19 protein-coding genes and 1 tRNA gene are annotated in these 19,660 nt (G+C 67.3%); 15 read left to right on the top strand and 5 right to left on the bottom strand.

Features of this window, described 5'->3' with window-relative positions:
• Positions 1-77: 77 nt before the first annotated feature.
• The 3 genes from CVM50_RS00940 to CVM50_RS00950 all read right to left on the bottom strand — a co-directional run bounded on the left by CVM50_RS00940 (position 78) and on the right by CVM50_RS00950 (position 2,417).
• Positions 78-1,037, bottom strand: a complete 960-nt coding sequence (locus tag CVM50_RS00940) for a methyltetrahydrofolate cobalamin methyltransferase (protein ID WP_085889985.1) — start codon at positions 1,035-1,037, stop codon at positions 78-80.
• Positions 1,038-1,147: 110 nt separating this feature from the next.
• Positions 1,148-2,074 (bottom strand): methylenetetrahydrofolate reductase, encoded by a 927-nt coding sequence (locus CVM50_RS00945; RefSeq protein ID WP_085889984.1) that lies wholly within the window; start codon positions 2,072-2,074, stop codon positions 1,148-1,150.
• Between the two features lie 40 nt (positions 2,075-2,114).
• Positions 2,115-2,417, bottom strand: a complete 303-nt coding sequence (locus tag CVM50_RS00950; protein WP_085889983.1) for a virulence factor — start codon at positions 2,415-2,417, stop codon at positions 2,115-2,117.
• Positions 2,418-2,792: 375 nt separating this feature from the next.
• On the opposite strand from CVM50_RS00950, the gene CVM50_RS00955 reads away from it, so the two are divergent.
• From CVM50_RS00955 to CVM50_RS00995, 6 genes are all read left to right on the top strand, one after another.
• Entirely contained in the window at positions 2,793-3,905 is a 1,113-nt protein-coding gene (locus tag CVM50_RS00955) for a Ppx/GppA phosphatase family protein (protein WP_085889982.1), read from the top strand.
• A gap of 158 nt (positions 3,906-4,063) precedes the next feature.
• Positions 4,064-4,834, top strand: a complete 771-nt coding sequence (locus CVM50_RS00960; protein WP_085889981.1) for an RlmE family RNA methyltransferase — start codon at positions 4,064-4,066, stop codon at positions 4,832-4,834.
• Positions 4,835-5,626: 792 nt separating this feature from the next.
• Complete coding sequence (pdxA, locus tag CVM50_RS00975) at positions 5,627-6,616, top strand: 4-hydroxythreonine-4-phosphate dehydrogenase PdxA (RefSeq protein WP_085889978.1); 990 nt, start codon at positions 5,627-5,629, stop codon at positions 6,614-6,616.
• A 565-nt stretch (positions 6,617-7,181) separates the two neighbouring features.
• Complete coding sequence (locus tag CVM50_RS00985) at positions 7,182-7,907, top strand: hypothetical protein (protein ID WP_085889977.1); 726 nt, start codon at positions 7,182-7,184, stop codon at positions 7,905-7,907.
• Between the two features lie 3 nt (positions 7,908-7,910).
• On the top strand, positions 7,911-9,899 hold the full coding sequence (locus CVM50_RS00990; protein ID WP_085889976.1) for a glycosyltransferase: 1,989 nt from the start codon (positions 7,911-7,913) through the stop codon (positions 9,897-9,899).
• A gap of 34 nt (positions 9,900-9,933) precedes the next feature.
• Positions 9,934-10,950 carry a hypothetical protein gene (locus tag CVM50_RS00995; protein ID WP_143515659.1) on the top strand — a complete coding sequence of 339 codons (1,017 nt, stop codon included), beginning with the start codon at positions 9,934-9,936 and terminating at the stop codon, positions 10,948-10,950.
• A gap of 191 nt (positions 10,951-11,141) precedes the next feature.
• On the opposite strand, the gene CVM50_RS01000 is transcribed toward CVM50_RS00995, so the two are convergent.
• A tRNA-Ser gene (locus CVM50_RS01000) sits at positions 11,142-11,231 on the bottom strand.
• A 271-nt stretch (positions 11,232-11,502) separates the two neighbouring features.
• Here CVM50_RS01000 and CVM50_RS01005 point away from each other — a divergent pair.
• From CVM50_RS01005 to CVM50_RS01040, 8 genes are all read left to right on the top strand, one after another.
• Positions 11,503-12,405 carry a DUF2059 domain-containing protein gene (locus CVM50_RS01005; RefSeq protein ID WP_157792110.1) on the top strand — a complete coding sequence of 301 codons (903 nt, stop codon included), beginning with the start codon at positions 11,503-11,505 and terminating at the stop codon, positions 12,403-12,405.
• A 3-nt stretch (positions 12,406-12,408) separates the two neighbouring features.
• Positions 12,409-13,311 carry a DUF2059 domain-containing protein gene (locus CVM50_RS01010; RefSeq protein ID WP_085889973.1) on the top strand — a complete coding sequence of 301 codons (903 nt, stop codon included), beginning with the start codon at positions 12,409-12,411 and terminating at the stop codon, positions 13,309-13,311.
• 248 nt (positions 13,312-13,559) lie between these two features.
• On the top strand, positions 13,560-14,183 hold the full coding sequence (locus CVM50_RS01015) for a 50S ribosomal protein L21 (protein ID WP_085889972.1): 624 nt from the start codon (positions 13,560-13,562) through the stop codon (positions 14,181-14,183).
• Between the two features lie 27 nt (positions 14,184-14,210).
• Positions 14,211-14,480: a 50S ribosomal protein L27 gene (gene rpmA / locus CVM50_RS01020; RefSeq protein ID WP_085889971.1), complete on the top strand. Its 270-nt coding sequence runs from the start codon at positions 14,211-14,213 to the stop codon at positions 14,478-14,480.
• Between the two features lie 100 nt (positions 14,481-14,580).
• A complete protein-coding gene (locus tag CVM50_RS01025) occupies positions 14,581-15,195 on the top strand; it encodes a GNAT family N-acetyltransferase (protein WP_085889970.1) in 615 nt (204 codons plus the stop codon).
• A gap of 49 nt (positions 15,196-15,244) precedes the next feature.
• The gene (obgE, locus tag CVM50_RS01030; protein ID WP_085889969.1) at positions 15,245-16,291 is read left to right on the top strand and encodes a GTPase ObgE; all 1,047 of its coding nucleotides are present in this window, start codon (positions 15,245-15,247) and stop codon (positions 16,289-16,291) included.
• A gap of 11 nt (positions 16,292-16,302) precedes the next feature.
• Positions 16,303-17,415, top strand: coding sequence for a glutamate 5-kinase (proB, locus tag CVM50_RS01035; protein WP_100148406.1), 1,113 nt, complete (start codon positions 16,303-16,305; stop codon positions 17,413-17,415).
• A gap of 33 nt (positions 17,416-17,448) precedes the next feature.
• Complete coding sequence (locus CVM50_RS01040; protein ID WP_085889967.1) at positions 17,449-18,714, top strand: glutamate-5-semialdehyde dehydrogenase; 1,266 nt, start codon at positions 17,449-17,451, stop codon at positions 18,712-18,714.
• A 102-nt stretch (positions 18,715-18,816) separates the two neighbouring features.
• On the opposite strand, the gene CVM50_RS01045 is transcribed toward CVM50_RS01040, so the two are convergent.
• Positions 18,817-19,422 (bottom strand): histidine phosphotransferase family protein, encoded by a 606-nt coding sequence (locus tag CVM50_RS01045; RefSeq protein WP_085889966.1) that lies wholly within the window; start codon positions 19,420-19,422, stop codon positions 18,817-18,819.
• Between the two features lie 39 nt (positions 19,423-19,461).
• Between CVM50_RS01045 and CVM50_RS01050 the strand changes: the two genes are divergently transcribed.
• On the top strand, positions 19,462-19,644 hold the full coding sequence (locus CVM50_RS01050) for a DUF3553 domain-containing protein (RefSeq protein WP_085889965.1): 183 nt from the start codon (positions 19,462-19,464) through the stop codon (positions 19,642-19,644).
• Positions 19,645-19,660: the final 16 nt, after the last annotated feature.

Raw genomic sequence — 19,660 nt, forward strand, 5'->3', positions numbered from 1 at the left:
AAAAGAGAAAACCCCACGTCGGATTCAATCGACGCGGGGCAGTCATCTGGGCCGGATTGCCGGTCTGGTGTCAGCGGTCAGTCACGACGGCGACGGCGCGATCCGCGACCCGTGCCGGCGCTGGCGGAGGCGCGGGCGGCCTCGGCGAAGGTGCTGCCTTCGGCCACGGCATCGACCACGCGCGAGAAGCGGATCCAGTCGCCCCCGTTGGGGTCGGCGTTCATCAGCAGGTTGGCGGCCTTCACCGCCTCCATCTCGACCTGGCGGACCGGGTTCATGATGGCCGAGGTCATGCCGGAGGCGATGGCCATCGGCAGGAAGGCGGCGTTGACCCCGTGGCGATGCGGCAGGCCGAAGGAGATGTTGGAGGCGCCGCAGGTGGTATTCACCCCAAGTTCGTCGCGCAGTTTGCGCACCAGTTCGAACACCTGGCGCCCGGCGGTGGCCATGGCGCCCACGGGCATGACCAGCGGGTCGACGACGATGTCATGGGCCGGGATGCCGTAGTCTGCGGCCCGTTCGACGATCTTCTTGGCCACCGCAAAGCGCACCTCCGGGTCCTCGGAAATGCCGGTGTCATCGTTGGAGATGGCCACCACCGGCACGTTGTATTTCTTGATCAGCGGTAGCACCAGCTCCAGCCGGTCCTCTTCCCCGGTGACGGAATTGACCAGCGGCCGGCCCGTCGCGGCCTCCAGACCCGCCTCCAGCGCCCCGGGGACCGAGCTGTCGATGCACAGCGGCACATCGACCAGCCCCTGCACCAGCTCGACGATGGAGCGCATCAGAGGCGGTTCGGTCTCATTCGGGTTGGGGTTCGAGTTGTAGACCACGCCCGCGTTGATATCGAGAACGGCCGCCCCGCAGGCCACCTGTTCCAGCGCGTCCTTCTCGACGGTAGAGTAGTCGCCCGCCTCCAGCTCAGCCGCCAGCTTCTTCCGGCCGGTGGGATTGATGCGCTCTCCGATCACGCAGAAGGGTTCGTCGAAGCCGATGGTGACGGTCTTGGTGGCCGATTCCAGTGTCGTGCGGGTCATGTGGTGTCCCCTTTGAAAAGACGCGAGAGTGAAAACGTCGGACTGCGCGGCCCGGGCGCCCCAAGGGACCAGCGCAGGTCTCTGTGTAGGGCCCCCGGGGGGGGCGGTGTTCAGGCCTCGGCCTGGACAGGGGCGAGGACGCCGGCACCATGGCGGGCGGCGAACTCGGCGGAGGCGCGGATGCCGCCCAGGGGGAAGACGTGGATCTGCTCGATCAGGCCCAGGTCGTCGGCGCTGGCAAGATCCGACAGGATCTCCACCGGCTCGTAGGGCATCATCAGCTTGGTCACATCCATGGCGCGTTTCTGCAGCACCTTCAGCGAGGGGCCGACGCCGCAGGCGATGGCGAACTTGATCAGCGTCTGCAGCTTTGCCGGGCCGGCGATGCCGAGGTGGACGGGCAGGGTGATCCCCTCGTCGCGCAGACGGCGCGACCAGGCCAGAACCGGCGCGGCGTCGAAGGCGAATTGCGTCGCCATGGCCATCTGCGCATCGGTGCGTTCCGAAAATGCCTGCTTCCAGCGCAGCGCCTCCATCACGGTGGCGTCGGATCCATCCGGGTCGATGTCCAGGTTGCCTTCGGGATGGCCGGCCACGTGCAGACGGGTGAAGCCGGCGCGATCGAACAGCCCGGTTTCCAGCAGCTGCATGGAGCAGTGAAAATCGCCATGGGGGGCCTTCACCCCGCCCGCCAGAAGCAACGCCTGGCGGACGCCGGCCTCGCCCTGATAGCGGGCGATCCAGTCTTCCAGCACCTGGGCATCGGCGATGATGCGCGCCGGGAAATGGGGCATCACGTCGAAGCCGTCATCGGACAGCCGCGCGGCGGTCTCGACCATTTCCTCGATCGGCGTGCCCTCGATATGGGCGATGTAGACGCGGGTGCCTTGCGGAAGCAGCGCCTTGAAATCGTCGATCTTGGCGGCGGTGCGGGGCATCACCTCGATCGAGTAGCCCGCCAGCAGACCGGAGATGTCGGTGGGCTGACCGGCGCCACCACCGGCGGCTTGTTTGCGGCGGAAGGGAAGGAGGGCCATGGGCGGCTCCGCATCTGGGCGCCGGGGCGCCGGGTTGGCATCAGGCGGGCGCGCGGCCGCCGTTGGCGATAAGCGTCTTGAGTCTGTCCTGATCGTAGTCGGCGTCGAGCCGGGCGATTGCGTCATCTGCGACCTGTTGTGGATCGCCATCGACCTCCTGCGGGTCACCCTTGCGCCATTCGGCCAGATAATCGTCGGTGCCGGCCGCGCCGGAGGCCATGGCGGCGCGGTCGATCGCCTGTTCGAACCGTTCCGGCAGCGGTGCCTTGGCCGCGCGCCGTCCCTTGCCGACGATGACCTGGGCGGGGATATCGCGCCAGTAGAGGATGGTAAGCTGGGGCATCGGGTCCTCCTGTCTTTGTCCGACCCTGCGCGCAGACGGGCCGTGCGGCGTGCCGGGGCGCGACCTGCCCGCGCGGGAATGCGACCTGGGCGGCGGTTGTGCGCCAGGCGTCCAGGCTGGCCGGTTCCGGCACTGTGCTGGGCCCGCTGTGCAAACGTGACTGGCGTATGGTGCGCTGAAGCACGGTTTCCGCAGGGTGCCTTGGCTGACGTGCAAAAAGGTTGAAATCACGGCCGCACCTGTAAATTCAGGGTCCTGCGGCCCGCGACATGGCTGAACGGGCGTTTCGCGATCACGGCATGGTGAGCAACCATCTTGCGCCTCAGCCCCCGACACACTACCTTCGATCCCAACACGATATAGGAGGGCGCAAAGATGGCGCCCAGGCGTCCCAAAGGTGCGGGCGCATTCCCGAAACCGGTCGAAGGCCCCGCATCCAACGCCCCAGACCCGGCGGAGCTCTATGCTGCGCTGGACCTGGGCACAAATAGCTGTCGCATGCTGATCGCCCAACCCAAGGGCTCTCAGTTCCATGTGGTCGACAGTTTCTCGAAATCCGTTCAGCTCGGTTCCGGGCTCGAACGCTCTGGTCGGCTGTCCAGGTCTTCGATGGCGCGGACGGTGCAGGCCATGCGGATCTGCAAGCAGAAGCTTCAGCGCCACAAGGTGTCGCACATGCGGCTGGTGGCCACCGAAGCCTGTCGGCGGGCCTGCAATGCGAAGAACTTCATCCAGCAGGTGCGTCGGGAGACCGGTTTGCGGCTCGAGATCATCGAGCCGGAGGAAGAAGCACGGCTTGCCGTGATTTCCTGCGCGCCGCTTGTCAGCACGCGCACGGAGCAGCTTCTGGTGGTCGACATCGGGGGCGGGTCCACCGAGCTGGTCTGGATCGACCTGACCTCTGTGCCGCATCGCGACCGGCCGAAGGCGATCATGCGGCTGCACGCAGGGTTCCACCCGCCCGAAAGCCCGTTTCCGGCGGCCAAGGTCGTCGACTGGATCTCCGTGCCCCTGGGCGTGGCGACCCTGCGCGACCAGTTCCGCGACGTGGAGGACGACAGCGCGCGCTTCGCGCTGATGTCCTGGTTCTTCGAGGAAAGCCTGGCGGAGTTCGCGCCCTACAAGGACGAACAGGCGCGGGAGGGTTTCCAGATCATCGGGACCTCCGGCACGGTGACCACGGTCGCGGCCAGCCACCTCGGGCTGAAACGCTATGACCGGACCAAGGTTGATGGCTTGCGGATGACCTCCGACCAGATCGATCGGGTGATCCGCGGCTATCTGGATGCCGGTCCCGAAGGGCGCCGGCGCGATCCGCGCATCGGTCAGGACCGTCAGGCCCTGATCATGTCGGGGGCCGCGATCCTGCAGGCGCTGCTGCGCTGCTGGCCGACGGACCGGCTCAGCGTGGCGGACCGTGGCCTGCGCGAAGGGTTGCTCTATGCTCAGATGAGCGCCGACGGCGTGCTGGAAGACGGTCCGTTCTAAGGCCGGATCAGACCTTTGCGAAACCGCCCCCTTTGACAGCGGGGCGGTTTTGCTATTCTAAGCGGGGCTTCCGTGCGAACGGGGAAGGGGGCGCTGCCCTCGTCGCGGCAGGCCGTGGCTCCCCCCGGGATACATTTGGCAAAGAGAAGAGGTGGGCCGTGGCCAAGAAACCGACCGGCAAGAATACATCGGGGCGTGGCCAGCGGGATCTGACCGTGAAGGTGAAGACCGCGCGGGGCCGAAAGCTGTCGTCGACGCGCTGGTTGCAGCGGCAGCTGAACGATCCCTACGTGGCCCGCGCCCGGGCCGAGGGCTATCGCGGGCGCGCGGCCTTCAAGATCATGGAGCTGGACGACAAGTTCCGCTTTCTCGTGCCCGGTGCGCGAGTGGTCGATCTGGGCTGTGCCCCCGGTGGCTGGATCCAGGTGGCCGTGCCCCGGATCAATGCCCTGGGTGAGAAGAAGGGCAAGGCCGTGGGCACCATCCTGGGCGTTGACCTGCAGGAGGTCGATCCGATCCCCGGCGCCGAAATCCACCAGCTTGATTTCATGGCCGATGGCGCCGACGAGCAGGTGAAGGCCTGGCTGGGGGGCGAGGCCGATGTGGTCATGTCCGACATGGCGGCCTCTTCTTCTGGGCACAAGCAGACCGATCACCTGCGGATCATCGCGCTTTGCGAGGCGGCGGCCTATCTGTCCTTCGACGTACTGGCCGCCGGGGGCACCTTCGTGGCCAAGGTCCTGGCCGGCGGCGCCGAAGGGGATCTGCAGCAGTTGCTGAAGCAGAAGTTCACCAAGGTGCACCACATGAAGCCGCCCTCGTCCCGGTCCGACAGCTCTGAAAAGTTCGTCGTCGCCACAGGCTTCCGTGGCGGGCGCGTGGCGGAGCCCAAGGAGGACGAGGATCCCGAGGCCGGTCCGCTCGGCTGACCCGGCAGGAGGAGCCTACGCCGTCGGTGTCCCCCTGGTGCCGCTGCAGAACGGGCAAGGGAGAGACCAGATCACCTTGCAGAACAGGGGGGCTTACGGTGCGATCCGCGCTGTGCCCAGGGTTGGCCAGTTGACGGCGAACCGATGCATCCTGCTCGACGAACGAGGTGTCGTGCAGTGCAGCCAAGCCCACGAGGCTTGGGTTGCCTGCGCGTGAGCGACAAGGGCGGGACCGCAAGCCGCTGGCGCGGCGCGGCTGGTACGCAGAACTATTCTTGCCTGATGAAGCGATAGCCCTGGCCACCGGACAGCGTCCCTGGACCACCTGTCGCCGCGATCGGTTCAAGGCGTTCATCGCGGTCTTGGTGGGCGTGCACGATGGTCCGGCAGAGGGGCGCAGTCTGCCGCAGACGATTGACCGCAGTTGCTCCGGGCGCGGATCGGGCGCGACGGCACGACGGGGGCCGCCGATCTGCCCGACGGGACGATCATCGCCCGGGAGCGGGAACGCCTTCCTGATTATGAAGGAGGCCATGCACCGCTGGGGGGGGCGAGGGGGGACGGCGAGGCCTTTCCCCTGAACGAGTGGTCTGTCACTGTGCTGACCCCGACGCCGCCGCTGGATGTCTTTCGGCGGGACTTCCAGCCCGAAATGCGCGCAAGCGTCCCCGGGGGCGCCTGACGCCAGGCCCCGGCGCGCCACTTTCGCCCTTTCGGTCAATCACCAGCGAGCTATGGTGCCGACGCAGGCCCCGTGCCGATCCCGTGCACACCCCGCGGAAGGAGCAGACCATGACCCCCCTTGCCATCACTCTCGGCGACCCTGCCGGAATCGGTCCCGAGATCGCGCTGAAAGCCCTGGCGGGCGCGGGGACGCAGGCCGGTGTCCTGCTGGGTCAACGCGCGGCGGCTGAGCGCGCCCTGACGCTGCTCCCCGACGACTGGATACTGCAAGAGGTTGAAAGCGCGGCGGAGGCCACTTCGGCCCCGAACGCCTTGCGCCTGATCGACACCGGCCCGTCGGTCGCGGCCCCGGCGCCCTATGGTGCCATTGCTGCCGAGGCCGGACAGGCGGCCTATGCCGCGATCCGCCGTGCCATCGCACTGGCCATGTCGGGGGAGGTTTCGGGCATCGTCACCGCGCCCATCCACAAGGAAGCCCTGAGCGCCGCCGGTGTTCCCTTTCCGGGTCATACGGAGATGCTGGCCCATCACGCGGGCGGGGTGCAGGTGGCCATGATGCTGGCCAACGACGAGATCCGTACGGTGCTGGTGACGATCCATGTGGCCCTGCGCGACGCCGTGGCGCTGGCGGATTTCGACGCCAACCTGCGGGCGATCCGGCTGGCTCATGAGGGCTGTCTTGCCTTCGGCATCGCTCAACCGCGCATCGCGGTTGCCGGCCTGAATCCCCATGCGGGGGAGGGCGGATTGTTTGGCCGAGAAGAGATCGAGATCATCGCCCCCGCCATTGCCGCAGCGCGCGACGAGGGGATGGAGGTCTCCGGCCCCTGGCCCGGGGATACCGTCTTCATGCAGGCCCGCAAGGGGCAGTTCGACGTCGTTGTCGCGCAATACCATGATCAGGGCCTGATCCCGGTGAAGTACATGGGGCTGGAGGAGGGCGTCAACATCACGCTGGGTCTGCCCTTCGTGCGGACCTCCCCCGACCATGGGACCGCCTTCGACATCGCCGGTACCGGCAAGGCTGATCCACGCTCCATGTCCCTGGCCCTGTCGCAGGCGCTTCGGATGGCAGAGGCCCGGTGCCAAGGGGCGTAATTGCAGCGGATTTGCAAACCCGATTGGAGGGTATGCAAATGCAGGTCTGCGAAGTGTCGTTTGCATAAAGCGATATGCAAATCTCAACTTTGCATTTTGCAAAGCGGTTCGGCGCCATCACGACTTTCCTTGAGCCTTGAGCCTTGAGCCTTGAGCCTTGAGCCTTGAGCCTTGAGCCTTGAGCCTTGAGCCTTGAGCCTTGAGCCTTGAGCCTTGAGCCTTGAGCCTTGAGCCTTGAGCCTTGAGCCTTGAGCCTTGAGCCTTGAGCCTTGAGCCTTGAGCCTTGAGCCTTGAGCCCTCGATGGCCGGACAGATTACCGCACCTGTCGGCGCGCAGCGTTTAACGGCGATTTAACCAACCTATGCCGAGAGTGACACCACCGGGCGGTCCCCAGTGCGCTGGCCTGCGCCCTCCGGTCCTGCGGTCGGATCGGCCTGTGGGATAGGCCCAAGTGCCATGGCCCGGCGATGCCAAGGTGGGCCGGTGGCGTGTCCCCGTGCGTGATGTCACCGGGGCGCATGCTGGGGAGAGGGCCCTCGGGCCGCGGCGATAGAGGAGAGACAGATGGATCTAGAGACGAGCCTGGGGCGCATTCGGGCCCAACTGAGCGGGATGGAACGGATGACGCGCATCCTGCGGGCCGAGATCGAGAGCCAGATCAGCGGCTTTGCCCCCGGCACGATGGAGCATGAGGATGAGGTTTCCTCGGGCCTCGGCTCGCTGTTTCGTGCCGCTGCACCGCTCGCCTCGTTGGCCGTCGACCCCTACGGCCACTTCGCGCCCGACGTTTGGATCGGGCTGGACCATGAGGTCACCGATGCCGGGGCTACGGTCGCCATGAAGGCCCTGCGGCGTCCAGGGCCGGGCGGCGAGGGCCGGGGGGTGGCTCGTCTCAGTGTCAATCCCGTGTTCCCGCTGGCGCGCAAGCCGCGCTGGGTTACGCTTGAAACCGCCGTCTCGGTCGAGGCCCTGCGCCAGGCCCGGGCGCTGCGGATCGATACCATCAGCTTCTTCCAGATCGGCCCTGGCAACACCGCCGAAATCCCGCGCAGCGTCACCATGAATCTGCGACTGCATCGCCCTGGCGGCAAGACCAGCGACCACCTGGGCCACCGCATCCCGGTCTCCACCATGCCGTTCGAGCATGCCGCGCGGGTCTCACGCGACACTCTGGCGGAGATTGACCTGAAGGACGTCAGCGAGGCCACGATCATCCTAGAACTGCCTCTCGCCGGGAACTACACGCTGCACCTCGATCACTTCGCGCTGCTCGCGATCGACGAGGGCTAAGCGATGCGCATCCTCTACGTCTCCCGCGAGACGCCGCTGGCGCCGGCCGGCGGCATCGCGACCTACCTGGAGTATATGGTGCCGGCCATGGAGGCCGCGGGACATGAGGTCTTCCTCTTCTCCTGGACCGAGGCCGAACGTCCGGCCCGGCCCCTGCGCCATGCGCCCTTCAGGGCCGACCGGGTGCATATCGAGGCGGTGGATCCGCGAGAGGTCTGGCGCATTTGCCCGGTGCCGGCGCATAATCTCTTCCTGTCCACCTGGCTGTCCGACCGCATCGCCGAAAAGGTCCGGGACTGGGACATCGACGTGGTCGAGGCCACGGATTTTCTCGCCCCCTGCCTGACCGCCTTCCAGGCGATGCAGGCGCGGCGCGGTGCGGCTGACCGGCTTTTCGTCACCTACAATCACGGCCTGATCGAGGATTTCTACGAGGCCGACCAGCTGTCCCTGACTGCGGCGGCACGGCTCAACAACCTGTGCGAACGACAGCAGCTGCGCGGCTCCGACCTGGTGGTGGCGCCGTCCCATGCGGCGGCGGCGCGGCTGGCCAGCTACGGCATATCGGACCGGGTCGAAGTGATCCGCGAACCCTACATCTTTCGCAACGACGCCGCCGCGCCATGGCCGGGACTGCGGGACGAGATCCAGTACATGGGGCGCCTGGCCCTGTCGAAGGGTATCGACAAGCTGATCTATCTCGCCAACCTGCTGCAGGATGTGCACCCGCTGCGCCAGATCCGCCTGGTGGGCCGGGTGATCGACACGCCGTTCCGCCAGTCCGACATGCGCGCCTACGTGCGCGCCCGCCTGCGACCGGAGCTGCGCGATGCGGTCTTCTTCAGTGACTACCTGCCGCGCGAGAAGGCGCTGGACCTGTTGGAGCCGGGGGCGATCTGCCCGCAGCTCGGCTCGGCCGAGACCTTCTCCTACGCCTGTGTCGAGAGCATCGACGCCGGCCTTCTGCCGGTGGTGCGCGACGGGACCCCGATGGCGGAGTTCTTCCCCGAGGACATGCTGCACCACCTGCTCGACCCGCGCATGCGGTCGGTCAGGGGCATGCAGCAGCAGATGGAACGGATGCTGACCGAGGCTGGAGAGGTCTCCGGGCGGGTGCGAGCCCATTGCCGCGAAACCCTGGATCCGGCACGGATCGCCGAGGAGATGGGGTGCTGCTACGACCGGACGCTGGGAGAGAAGCGGGGGCGGAGGCTCTACGGGGCGCCACGTCGCCCGGCCACGCGGCGGGACGTGACGGTGCTGATCCCGGCCTACAGGCCCGATGCGGAGTTCATGGAAACGGTCGACAGCCTGACGTGGCAACGGGGCGGCCCACCCCGGGTCCTGATTTGCGATGACGGCAGCCCCGAGGCCTCCCGTCCCTGGTTCGACTACGCCCGCGCCTTGCTGCCCGAATGCCGGGTGATCGAGCAGCCGAACGGCGGTCTCCTGGCGGCGCGCAACACCCTGGCGGAGGCCTGTGAAACCGAGCTGGCGCTGTTTCTGGACACCGACGATGTACTGGCACCGGATCTGCTGGAGCATCTGCTGGAGGCCTGGAACAGTCACCCCGCTCGCCCCGATGCGATCCTGCCGCAAAGACGCAACTTCGGCGAAAGCGCCGAGCTGGTGCTGAACCACCTGCTGGGGGATCATCTGCACCTGCTGGAAAACGACTACCGCATGACCGCGCTGATCCCGACGCGCCTCCTGCGCGAGATCGGCTTCGACGCGACGCGCCGCAACGGCGAAGGGGACGACTGGGCCTTCTGGTTGGAGTTCACCGCGCGCGGTCTGACCGGCGCGCTGCTGCCGGAACAGGGGTTCCTCTACCGCTTCCGCAAGGGGTCCATGTCCTGGCCCTGGTCGCAGGGGCAGAACGCGGGCAGTCGGCAGATGGTGCGGGACGCTGCGTTGGAGATGTGTCGCAACGATCCGCAACAGGCAATGACACTGGCGCGGGCGCTCTATGTCGCCGGGGTCAGCCGGTGAAGGGCAGGGCGCAGCAGAGGAAAGGACGACGCAGATGGATCTGACGAGAAAGGGCAGAGCCGGGGGAAGTGAGGCCGGGCGGGCGGATGGGATGACGCCTGCGCGCCCGTCCGGGTCTCCGGCGCAGCACTGGGTCGCGCCGGGGGAGAGCGCGGCGACGCAGGCCCAGGCCACCCTGTCGCAGGCGCAGCCGGCGGTCGCGGTACAGACGGCGGGTGTTGTGGCCCCGGAGGTCCAGCCAGCACGGGACGGCGGGGCGGGCCGCGATCTTGTCTTCATCATCGGGCGTCAGCGCAGCGGCACCACCGTCTTTCGCAACCTTCTGGTGCGGGCCGGCGCAATGAATGCCGACGAGATCTTTCATGGCGACCTGGCGCCGAAGCACCGGTTCTACGCCTACCTGCGCGACCGGATCGCCGAGGAGGCGCGTTTCGTCCATCCACAGACCCATCCCACCGTCTTTCGCCAGTTCGTCGGTGAACTGCGGCGCGTCGCAGGAGGGCGGCCGATCGCGCTTGACGTGAAATACTTCGGCCTGAACCTCATTCCCGCGCGCGAAGACGTCGATGCGCAGTCGCCCTTCCTCATGCGCTTCATGCGCGAGCAGGGCGCGCATGTGGTCCATATCGTGCGGCGCAACAAGCTGCGGGTGCATGTGTCGGAGCAGATCTCCATCGCCACCGGCCGCTGGTCGGCCGAGAAGGACCATCAGCTGCTGTCGGAAAAGCCCCGACTGGAGCTGGACCCGGAGGAGGTTCTGCGGGTCATCGCCCGGTTGGAGGCGCAGGATACCCGCGTGGCCCGGATGTTGGCGGCGGGGCCCGGCGCTGCGCGGCTGGACTACGAGGAGATGTTCACGCCCGAAGGCCTCTTTGCCCCCGCGGTCACGGAACTGGCAGGGCGGATCGTGGCACCTTTGCCGGTGGATTCGCGGCCCGGGAACCTCAAGATGAACCCGGAGCCCTTGTCATCGCTGATCGGCAATTTCGACGCCGTGGCGGCGGCCCTGCGCGGCGGCCCGCATGAGTGGATGCTGACCGGACCGGGCTGAGCGGACCGGGGCCCGGCGGCACGGCCCACGACCGAAGCGGCCGTCCGGGCGCGTTGCGCGCGCTCTCGGGCGGGCCAGGGTGATCGTCGGATTGGTCGGGATGCCCGGTGCCTTGGCCCGGCGGGCCAGACCGAAAAGAACGTGCCGACGCCCCCTTTCGGGGGCTTTGGGCACTGTTCTCTTGGGAATAGTGGCGGAGAGACAGGGATTCGAACCCTGGGACCCCGTGAAGGGTCAACGGTTTTCGAGACCGCCCCGTTCGACCACTCCGGCACCTCTCCGCGGGGGTCGTGGAGGGCCGTCTAAAGAGAAATTCCGGGGGGTTCAAGAGGGGTTTTCATCGCTGGAGGGCAGAAATGTCATAAGCTTGGCCGCGAGCGCGCGCAGACGGCCGGTGCCGGGGCGTGCCGGTTCCCGCCGCCCATGCCTTCGGCGCCTTGTCCTGTGGGACATCGGCGGATCCCGTCGCGCGCGGGGACGTGACCGCCCCGGCCCTTGAAATTCCGCTCGGTCGGGCCTCATTCTGAAGAAGACCATATGAGGAGTGACCGGATGACCTATCCCGAGAGAGATCGCGCCCCGCGCTCGCGTGCCGTGGCCGCGACGCGGAAGATGCCGGATCTGCGTGCCCCGATCCTGAGCCTTCTGCTGGCCGTAGCGCTGCTGCTGAGCCTGGCTCTGCCGGGACGGGCCGCCAGCCGCGAGGAGGTGCGTGATTTCCTGAACGTGACGGGATTCGATGCGGCCATCGATTCGATCTCGCTGTCGTCGGACCGCGGCCCCGCGATGCTGGGGCTCGACGATCCGGGATTTGCCACCGTCTGGAACCTGATGGCCGCCCCGGTCTTCGATCCGGCGCAGATGCAGGAGATGGCGGTGACCATGCTTCAGGACACGCTGGACGAGGAGGCGATCCAGACCGCCCATGCGTTCTACGGCAGCGAGTTGGGCCGCCGCCTGGTCGAGGTGGAGAACGCCTCGCACATGGATGAGAGCGAGGACCGGCCGGAGCTGTCGGAGGCGCTGCTGGCGCATTTGATCGAGGAACGCGAGGTCGACCGCATCGCCGCGCTGGATCGGCTGGTGTCGGCGCTGGACGATACCTCGGACGGAGTTGCCGCCATGGCCGAGGTGCAGACCCGATTCATGATCGCTGCCCGCGACGCCGGGGTGATCGAGCTGCGCGTCGATGATGAGGCGCTGCGCGACCTGATCATCCAGCAGTTCCGTGAGATGCAATCGGACAACGGATCTCAGGACGCCGTGGCCCATGCGGCCTGGACCTATCGCGATTTCACCACAGAGGAGATCGACGCCTATGCCGAGGCGCTGGAGGATCCGGCGATGCAGCGCGTCTACGAGTTGATGAACGCGGTGCAATATGAGGTGATGGCGGACCGTTTTGAAACCGCCGCAGGCCTGCTGGAAGGTGCGCAGCCGGGCCAGGAGCTCTGAGGGATGCGGGCGCGCGCCCTCCTGGCGCCGCTGCTCTGCGGTCTCTGGCCGTGGGCCGCGGGCGCCGGGACGGGCGTGCCTGTTGCGCCGCCGGCGCCGGAAGGCGCGGATGTGGCCGAGGACGCCCGGGTGCTGGCACCGGGCCGTGCCGAGGCCAACCGCATCTATGACCTGATGGGCCTGCCGCGCCTGGTCGAGACCATGCGGGCAGAGGGCCTGCGGATGAGCGCGCAGCTGGCCGAGGATTACCTCGACGCGCCCTCCACGCCCGCCTTTCACGACATGGCAGCCCGGATCTACGACACGGAGCGCATGGACCGCGTGATGCGGCGTGCCTTCGTCCGGCGTCTGGGCGAGGCGGCGCCCTGGGAGCTGGATCATCTGGTCGCCTTTTACGGCAGCCCGCCGGCGCAGCGCATCGTGCGCGCCGAGCTGGGCGCGCGGCGCGATTTCCTGGACCCCGAGGTCGAGACGGAGGCCGGGCGTGAGGCGGAGATCGCGCGGGTGGAGGATCCCGACCTCTACGCGGCGGTCGGCGCCTACGTCGAGGCCGGCGACCTGATCGAGATGAACCTCGGCGGCGTGCTGACCGCGAATTACCATTTCTACCTCGGCCTAATGGACGGCGGCGCCTACAGCATGACCGAGGAGGAGATCCTGGCCGATGTCTGGCAACAGGAGGAGGCGGCGCGGCTGGACATTGAGCTGTGGCTGCGCGCCTTCCTGACCCATGCCTACCAGGATGTGCCCGATGCGGCGCTGGACGACTACCTGGCCCTTGTCCGCAGCCCCGAGGGTCAGCGGCTGAACGCGGCCCTGTTCGAAGCCTACGGGGTGCTCTACAATGATCTCTACCGCGCCCTCGGTCGCGGGGTGTCGACCCTGTTGAGTGGCGAGGAGCTTTGATCCGCGTGATCTGCCTGACCCGTCGACGGGTGCCCGCGTGATCCGATTTCCCCATGGCGAGGGGACGCAAGGCTTGACAAGCAGGACACTTGCCTTGATATAGCGCCCATCCCGGCGGGTCTCGTACCCTGCCGGGCGTTTCAATTTCGCCCAAGAGAGGGCGCGCAGTTCGAAGGCGAGCGGGCAGGGCCCGGTCAGGAACACCCGATTGAGGGGGCCGCAGGACGCGACAGAAAAAGGAAGAGCACATGTTTGCGGTTCTGAAAACCGGCGGCAAGCAATACAAGGTCCAGTCCGGCGACCTGCTGCGCGTCGAGAAGCTGGCGGCTGACGCTGGCGAGAAAATCCAGTTCAACGACGTTCTGATGCTCGGTGGCGACAAGGTCACCGTGGGCGCGCCCTTCGTGGCCGGCGCCGCCGTCCAGGCCGAGGTCATCGACCAGATCAAGGGCGACAAGGTCATCAACTTCGTCAAACGCCGCCGGAAGCACTCTTCCAAGCGCACCAAGGGTCACCGTCAGCAGCTGACCCTGCTGAAGATCACCGAGATCCTGGCCGAAGGCGCGGACAAGTCCGGCGTGAAAGCCGCTGTCGGTGCCGGCTCGATCGACGGCGTCGCCGCAGCTCCGGCCCCCAAGGCCGAGAAGAAGGCCGCAGCTCCGAAGGCCGAAGCGGCCGCCGGCGCTGACGACCTGAAGAAGCTCTCGGGCGTGGGCCCCGCACTGGAGAAGAAGCTGGTTGCCGCCGGCATCACCTCCTTCGCCCAGATCGCTGCCTGGACCGACGCCGACATCGAAGCCCTCGATGACGCGTTCAAGGGCAAGGCTCAGTCGAACAACTGGATCGCCGAAGCCAAGGAACTGGCCCAGTAAGGGCCCCGTTAACAGGAGACACGCAAGATGGCACACAAGAAAGCTGGCGGTTCTTCCCGCAACGGTCGCGACTCCGCGGGCCGCCGCCTCGGGATCAAGAAGTTCGGCGGCGAAGCCGTTCTGGCCGGTAACATCATCGCACGTCAGCGCGGCACCAAATGGTACCCCGGTGAAGGCGTCGGCATGGGCAAGGATCACACGATCTTCGCCACGGTTGAAGGCGCCGTGAAGTTCCACAAGGGCCTGAAGGGCCGGACCTTCATTTCGGTTATGCCAGTGGCCGAGGCCGCCGAGTAAGCCGACTGCCCTCGCGACAGACAAAAAGGGGATCGGCAACCAGCCGGTCCCCTTTGCCGTTTCGGTGGTGAAAGGGGCCCGACCCCGAGAGGAGCACCCCATGGACGACGCAGATATCAAGGATCCGTTGAAATCGCGCAGTGGCGCGATGATCGCCGCGGCGGACCGCAAGGCCGCGGGCGACGCGGAGGCATTCGACCAGCCGGTCATCGAGGCCGATGGCATGGTGCTGCGTCCGCTGACCTACGCCGATGCGGGGATGATCGAATTCTACGCCAGCGATGCGCGGGTGGCCGAGATGACCACCTCGGTCCCGCACCCGCTGCCGCCGGGCACGACGGACAGTTTCGTTGCCCGGGCCTTGAAACCCTCGCCGCGCGAGGTGATCTGGGCGATGGATGCCTCTGCCGAGGGCGGGGCGGACTTCAAGGGCGTCATCAGCCTGAAACGCATGGACGGCGGGCAGAGTGAGATCGGCTACTGGGTCGCGCCAAGCTGGTGGAACGGCAATGCGGCCTCGGCCGCGGTCGAGGCACTGGTGGCGGCGAACCCGCTTGGCGACCGGACCTATTTCGCCACCGTTTTTCAAGACAATCCCGGTGCAGCCCGCGTGCTGACCAAGACCGGGTTCGAATACGTGGGAGACGCCGAGGCCTTCTCGGTGGCACGGGGCGCCAAGGTGGCGACCTGGACCTATATCAGAAAACTCGATTGAGCCGCCGGCCCGCCTGAGATAGAGCGACCTTTGCGGCAGGGAAAGAACCATGAAATTCCTCGATCTCGCAAAGGTCTACATTCGCTCGGGCGCAGGCGGGAACGGGTGCATCTCGTTCCGGCGTGAGAAGTTCATCGAATACGGTGGCCCCGACGGTGGCAATGGCGGACGTGGCGGTGACGTGATCGCCGAGGCGGTCGAAGGGCTGAACACCCTGATCGACTTCCGCTACCAGCAGCATTTCTTCGCCCAGAACGGGCAGGGCGGCATGGGCCGCCTGTCGACGGGCCGGGATGGGGACGACATCATCCTGCGCGTGCCCGTGGGCACCGAAATCCTGGAAGACGACGAAGAGACGGTGATCGCCGACCTGACCGAGGTCGGCCAGCGCGTCGTGCTGGCCAAGGGCGGCAACGGTGGCTTCGGCAACGCGCATTTCAAGACCTCGACCAACCAGGCGCCGCGCCGCGCCAACCCCGGCCAGGACTGCGTGGAACGGACCATCTGGCTGCGGCTGAAGCTGTTGGCGGACGTCGGCCTGCTGGGCCTGCCCAATGCCGGCAAGTCGACCTTCCTCGCCGCGACGTCCAACGCCCGGCCCAAGGTCGCGGACTATCCCTTCACCACGCTGCACCCCAACCTGGGTGTCGTCGGCGTCGACGGGGTGGAATTCGTCGTGGCCGACATCCCCGGGTTGATCGAGGGCGCCAGCGAAGGCCGCGGCCTGGGCGACCTGTTCCTGGGCCATGTGGAGCGCTGCGCCGTGCTGCTGCACCTGATCGACGCCACCGCCAACGAGGTGGCCGAAGACTACCAGACCATCGTCAACGAGATCGAGGCCTATGGCGAAGGCCTGGCCGACAAGCCGCGGGTAACCGTGCTGAACAAGGTCGATGCGCTGGATGAAGAGCTGCGCGAGATGCAGCGCGAGTTCCTGGAAGAGGTCACCGGCGGACTGGTGATGTTCATGTCCGGCGCCTCGGGCGAAGGGGTGACCGAGGTGCTGCGCGCCCTGCGGGCCCAGATCGACGAGGACCGCCTGCGCCGCAAGAAGGAAGAGGGCGGCGACGAGGAGGATGCGCCGTGGCATCCCTGACGCCCCCTTCGATGGCAGGCGCGCGCCGCCTGGTGGTGAAGATCGGCTCGGCCCTGCTGGTCGATGCCGCCACCGGAGAGCTGAAGGCGCGCTGGCTGCAATCGCTCTGCGATGATGTGGCAGCGCTGAAGGCGCAGGGAACCGAGGTCGTGCTGGTCTCCTCGGGTTCCATTGCGCTTGGGCGCGGGGTGCTGGGGCTGGGCCTTGGCAATCTGGCGCTGGAACAGGCGCAGGCCGCTGCGGCCGTCGGCCAGATCGGCCTGGCCGCGGCCTATGACCGGGCGCTGCGCAGCCACGGGATCACCGTGGCGCAGGTGCTGGTGACGCTGGAAGACAGCGCCAACCGCCGCCGCTACCTGAACTCCCGCAACACGCTGGAAACCTTGCTGGGCTTCGGTGCCGTGCCGATCGTGAACGAAAACGACACGATCGCCACCGACGAGATCCGCTATGGCGACAACGACCGCCTGGCGGCGCAGGTCGCCGTGACCGTGGGCGCGGACCACCTGGTGCTTCTGTCGGATGTGGATGGTCTCTACACCGCCAATCCGAACGAGGACGAGACCGCCCGCCGCTTCGACGTGGTCGAGCGCATCACGCCCGAGATCGAGGCGATGGCGGGCGACGCGGGCTCCGGCCTGTCGAAGGGCGGCATGAAGACCAAGCTGATGGCCGCCAAGACCGCGACCGGCGCGGGCTGCGCCATGGCGATCACCCTGGGCACGCGGATGCACCCTCTGGCGCGGCTGGCCGAAGGCGAGACCGCCACCTGGTTCACCGCCGAAGGCGATCCGGCCCATGCCCGCAAGGGCTGGATCGGGTCGATGAAACCGCAGGGGCGGGTCATCGTGGATGCGGGCGCGGTCAGCGCGCTGGAAAGAGGTCGGTCCCTGCTGCCTGCGGGTGTCACCGGCGTGGAGGGTGTCTTCGGCCGGGGCGAGCCGGTCGAAATCCTCGGCCCAGGCGGGATCTTCCTGGGCCAGGGCCTGACCCGCTACACGGCGGAGGAAGCCCGCGCGCTGGCCGGCCACCAAAGCGGAGAGATCGAGGAGATCCTCGGCTATCCGGGCCGCGCCGCGCTGGTCCATCGCGACGACATGACTTTGTTTGCAAGGGCAGGGTGATCGCCGCAGGCGCCGCCGCCCAAGGAGGATGGGATGAACGACACCCTGACGATCGAAGAAGTGATGACCGGGATCGGTCGGGCCGCCAAGGACGCCGCCGCCGAGCTGGCCTTCGCCCCCGCCGAGGCCAAGGCTCGCGCGCTGGAAGCCGCCGCCGACGCGGTCTGGGCCGCGCGCGCCGATATCATCGCCGCCAATGCCGAGGACCTGAAGTTTGGGGAGGACAAGGGCCTGACGCCGGCCATGATGGACCGGCTGAAGCTGGACGAGACCCGCATCAAGGGCATCGTCGACAGCCTGCGCGCCATTGCTGCCCAGAAAGACCCTGTGGGCGAGGTGATCGCCGAGTGGGAACAGCCCACGGGGCTGAAGATCCGCCGCGTGCGCACCCCCCTGGGCGTTGTCGGCGTGATCTACGAAAGCCGCCCCAACGTCACGGCGGATGCGGGTGCGCTCTGCCTGAAGGCCGGTAATGCGGTGATCCTGCGCGGTGGTTCGGAGAGCTTTCACAGCTCGCGCGCCATCCATGCCTGTCTGCTGGAGGGCCTGCGCGCCGCGGGCCTGCCTGAGGCCGCGATCCAGCTGGTGCCGACCCGCGATCGCGCGGCGGTGAGCGAGATGCTGACGGCGACCGACTACATCGACGTGATCGTGCCCCGGGGTGGCAAAGGCCTTGTGGGGCTGGTGCAGCGCGAGGCGCGGGTGCCGGTCTTCGCCCACCTGGAAGGCATCGTGCATATCTACATCGACAAGGCCGCCGACCCGGTGAAGGCGCTGGACGTGGTGCTGAACGCCAAGACCCGGCGCACCGGCATCTGCGGCGCCGTGGAATGCCTGCTGATCCACCGCGACGTCGTGGCAACCATCGGGCAGGGCGTGCTGCGCGCGCTGGCCGAAAAGGGCGTCGAGGTGCGCGGCGATGCCGAGCTATCGAAACTGCCGGGCATTTCCGCCGCGGAGGAGGATGACTGGGGCCGGGAATACCTCGACAGCATCGTCGCGGCCCGTGTGGTCGATGACGTCGACGACGCCATCGCCTATATCCGCAAGCATTCGTCGAGCCACACCGAGGGTGTCATCACCGAGGATCCGGAGGTCGCGGAGCGCTTCTTCCAGCGCGTCGACAGTGCCATCCTGATGTGGAACGCCTCGACCCAGTTCGCCGATGGCGGCGAGTTCGGCATGGGCGCGGAGATCGGCATCGCCACCGGCAAGATGCACGCCCGTGGCCCCGTGGGGGCCGAACAGCTGACCTCGTTCAAGTACCTGGTGACCGGAGACGGCACGACCCGCGCCTAGGCGCGGGCCGGCCTCGGAGGGTGGCCCGGAAAGAGACGGGCCGCCGGAGGCAAGGTTCGGGTAGGGGCCTCGCCGTGGCGGGGCCCTTGTCGTGTCGCGCGGTCAAAACCGCAGGGTCAGGCTGCCGTCCTGTTCTGTGACGGCGATCTGGCCGTGCCGTTCGGCCACCAGAGAGGGCAGCAGGGCGAACTGCACATGGGCGGGCATGACCGTCTCGGTGCCTTCGCCACTGGCCAGGATCTGCCACAACCCCGGATCGGGATGCGTCCCGCGCGCCGGGCCCGAAACCTCCCACCCCGTGGGGTCGTCATCGGGCCGGGTGACCGAGATGACGCCGCCATGGGGCATGGCGCTTTCCAGGCAGAGCAGCGCCAGGAAGACCTCCTGGATGCGGCGGCGCTGGAGATCGCCGGTCGGTGTCCAATCGTAGGTCTGGCGCCCCGACCGGCTGAGATCGTCGAGCAGGTCCGACACCTCCCGCGAGCCGATGCGCTGTCCCTCGCCGGCCAGGCCGAAGGCGATCCGCATGAAACGGATCTTGGCGGAGGCGGCGGAGACCGAGTCGGAGATCAGGCCCATTTCCGGCCCCTGCGCCGCGCCTTCCAGCGACAGCAGTTCCAGACCGTTCTGGATCGCGCCGACCGGAGAAATCAGGTCGTGACAGATCCGCGACCCTATGAGCGAGGCGAGAAGGTGCGTAGACTGCAATGTGACTTACCCTTTACCCTGACTGTCGAAAGCCCCGCGATGTCCGATCTGAACGCCCTGCTGGAACCTGGCATGCTCGTGCGCCATCCCATGGAGCCCGACTGGGGCACGGGGCAGGTGCAATCGAACATCGGCGGCCGGATCACGGTGAACTTCCCCGAGGCCGGCAAGATCGTCATCGACGGGTCCAGAATCGCGTTGATCCCGGTCTTCGACCACTGAAACCGTTAAGTGGTAT

The organism is Pseudooceanicola marinus, from assembly GCF_002786295.1.
GTDB lineage: Bacteria > Pseudomonadota > Alphaproteobacteria > Rhodobacterales > Rhodobacteraceae > Pseudooceanicola > Pseudooceanicola marinus.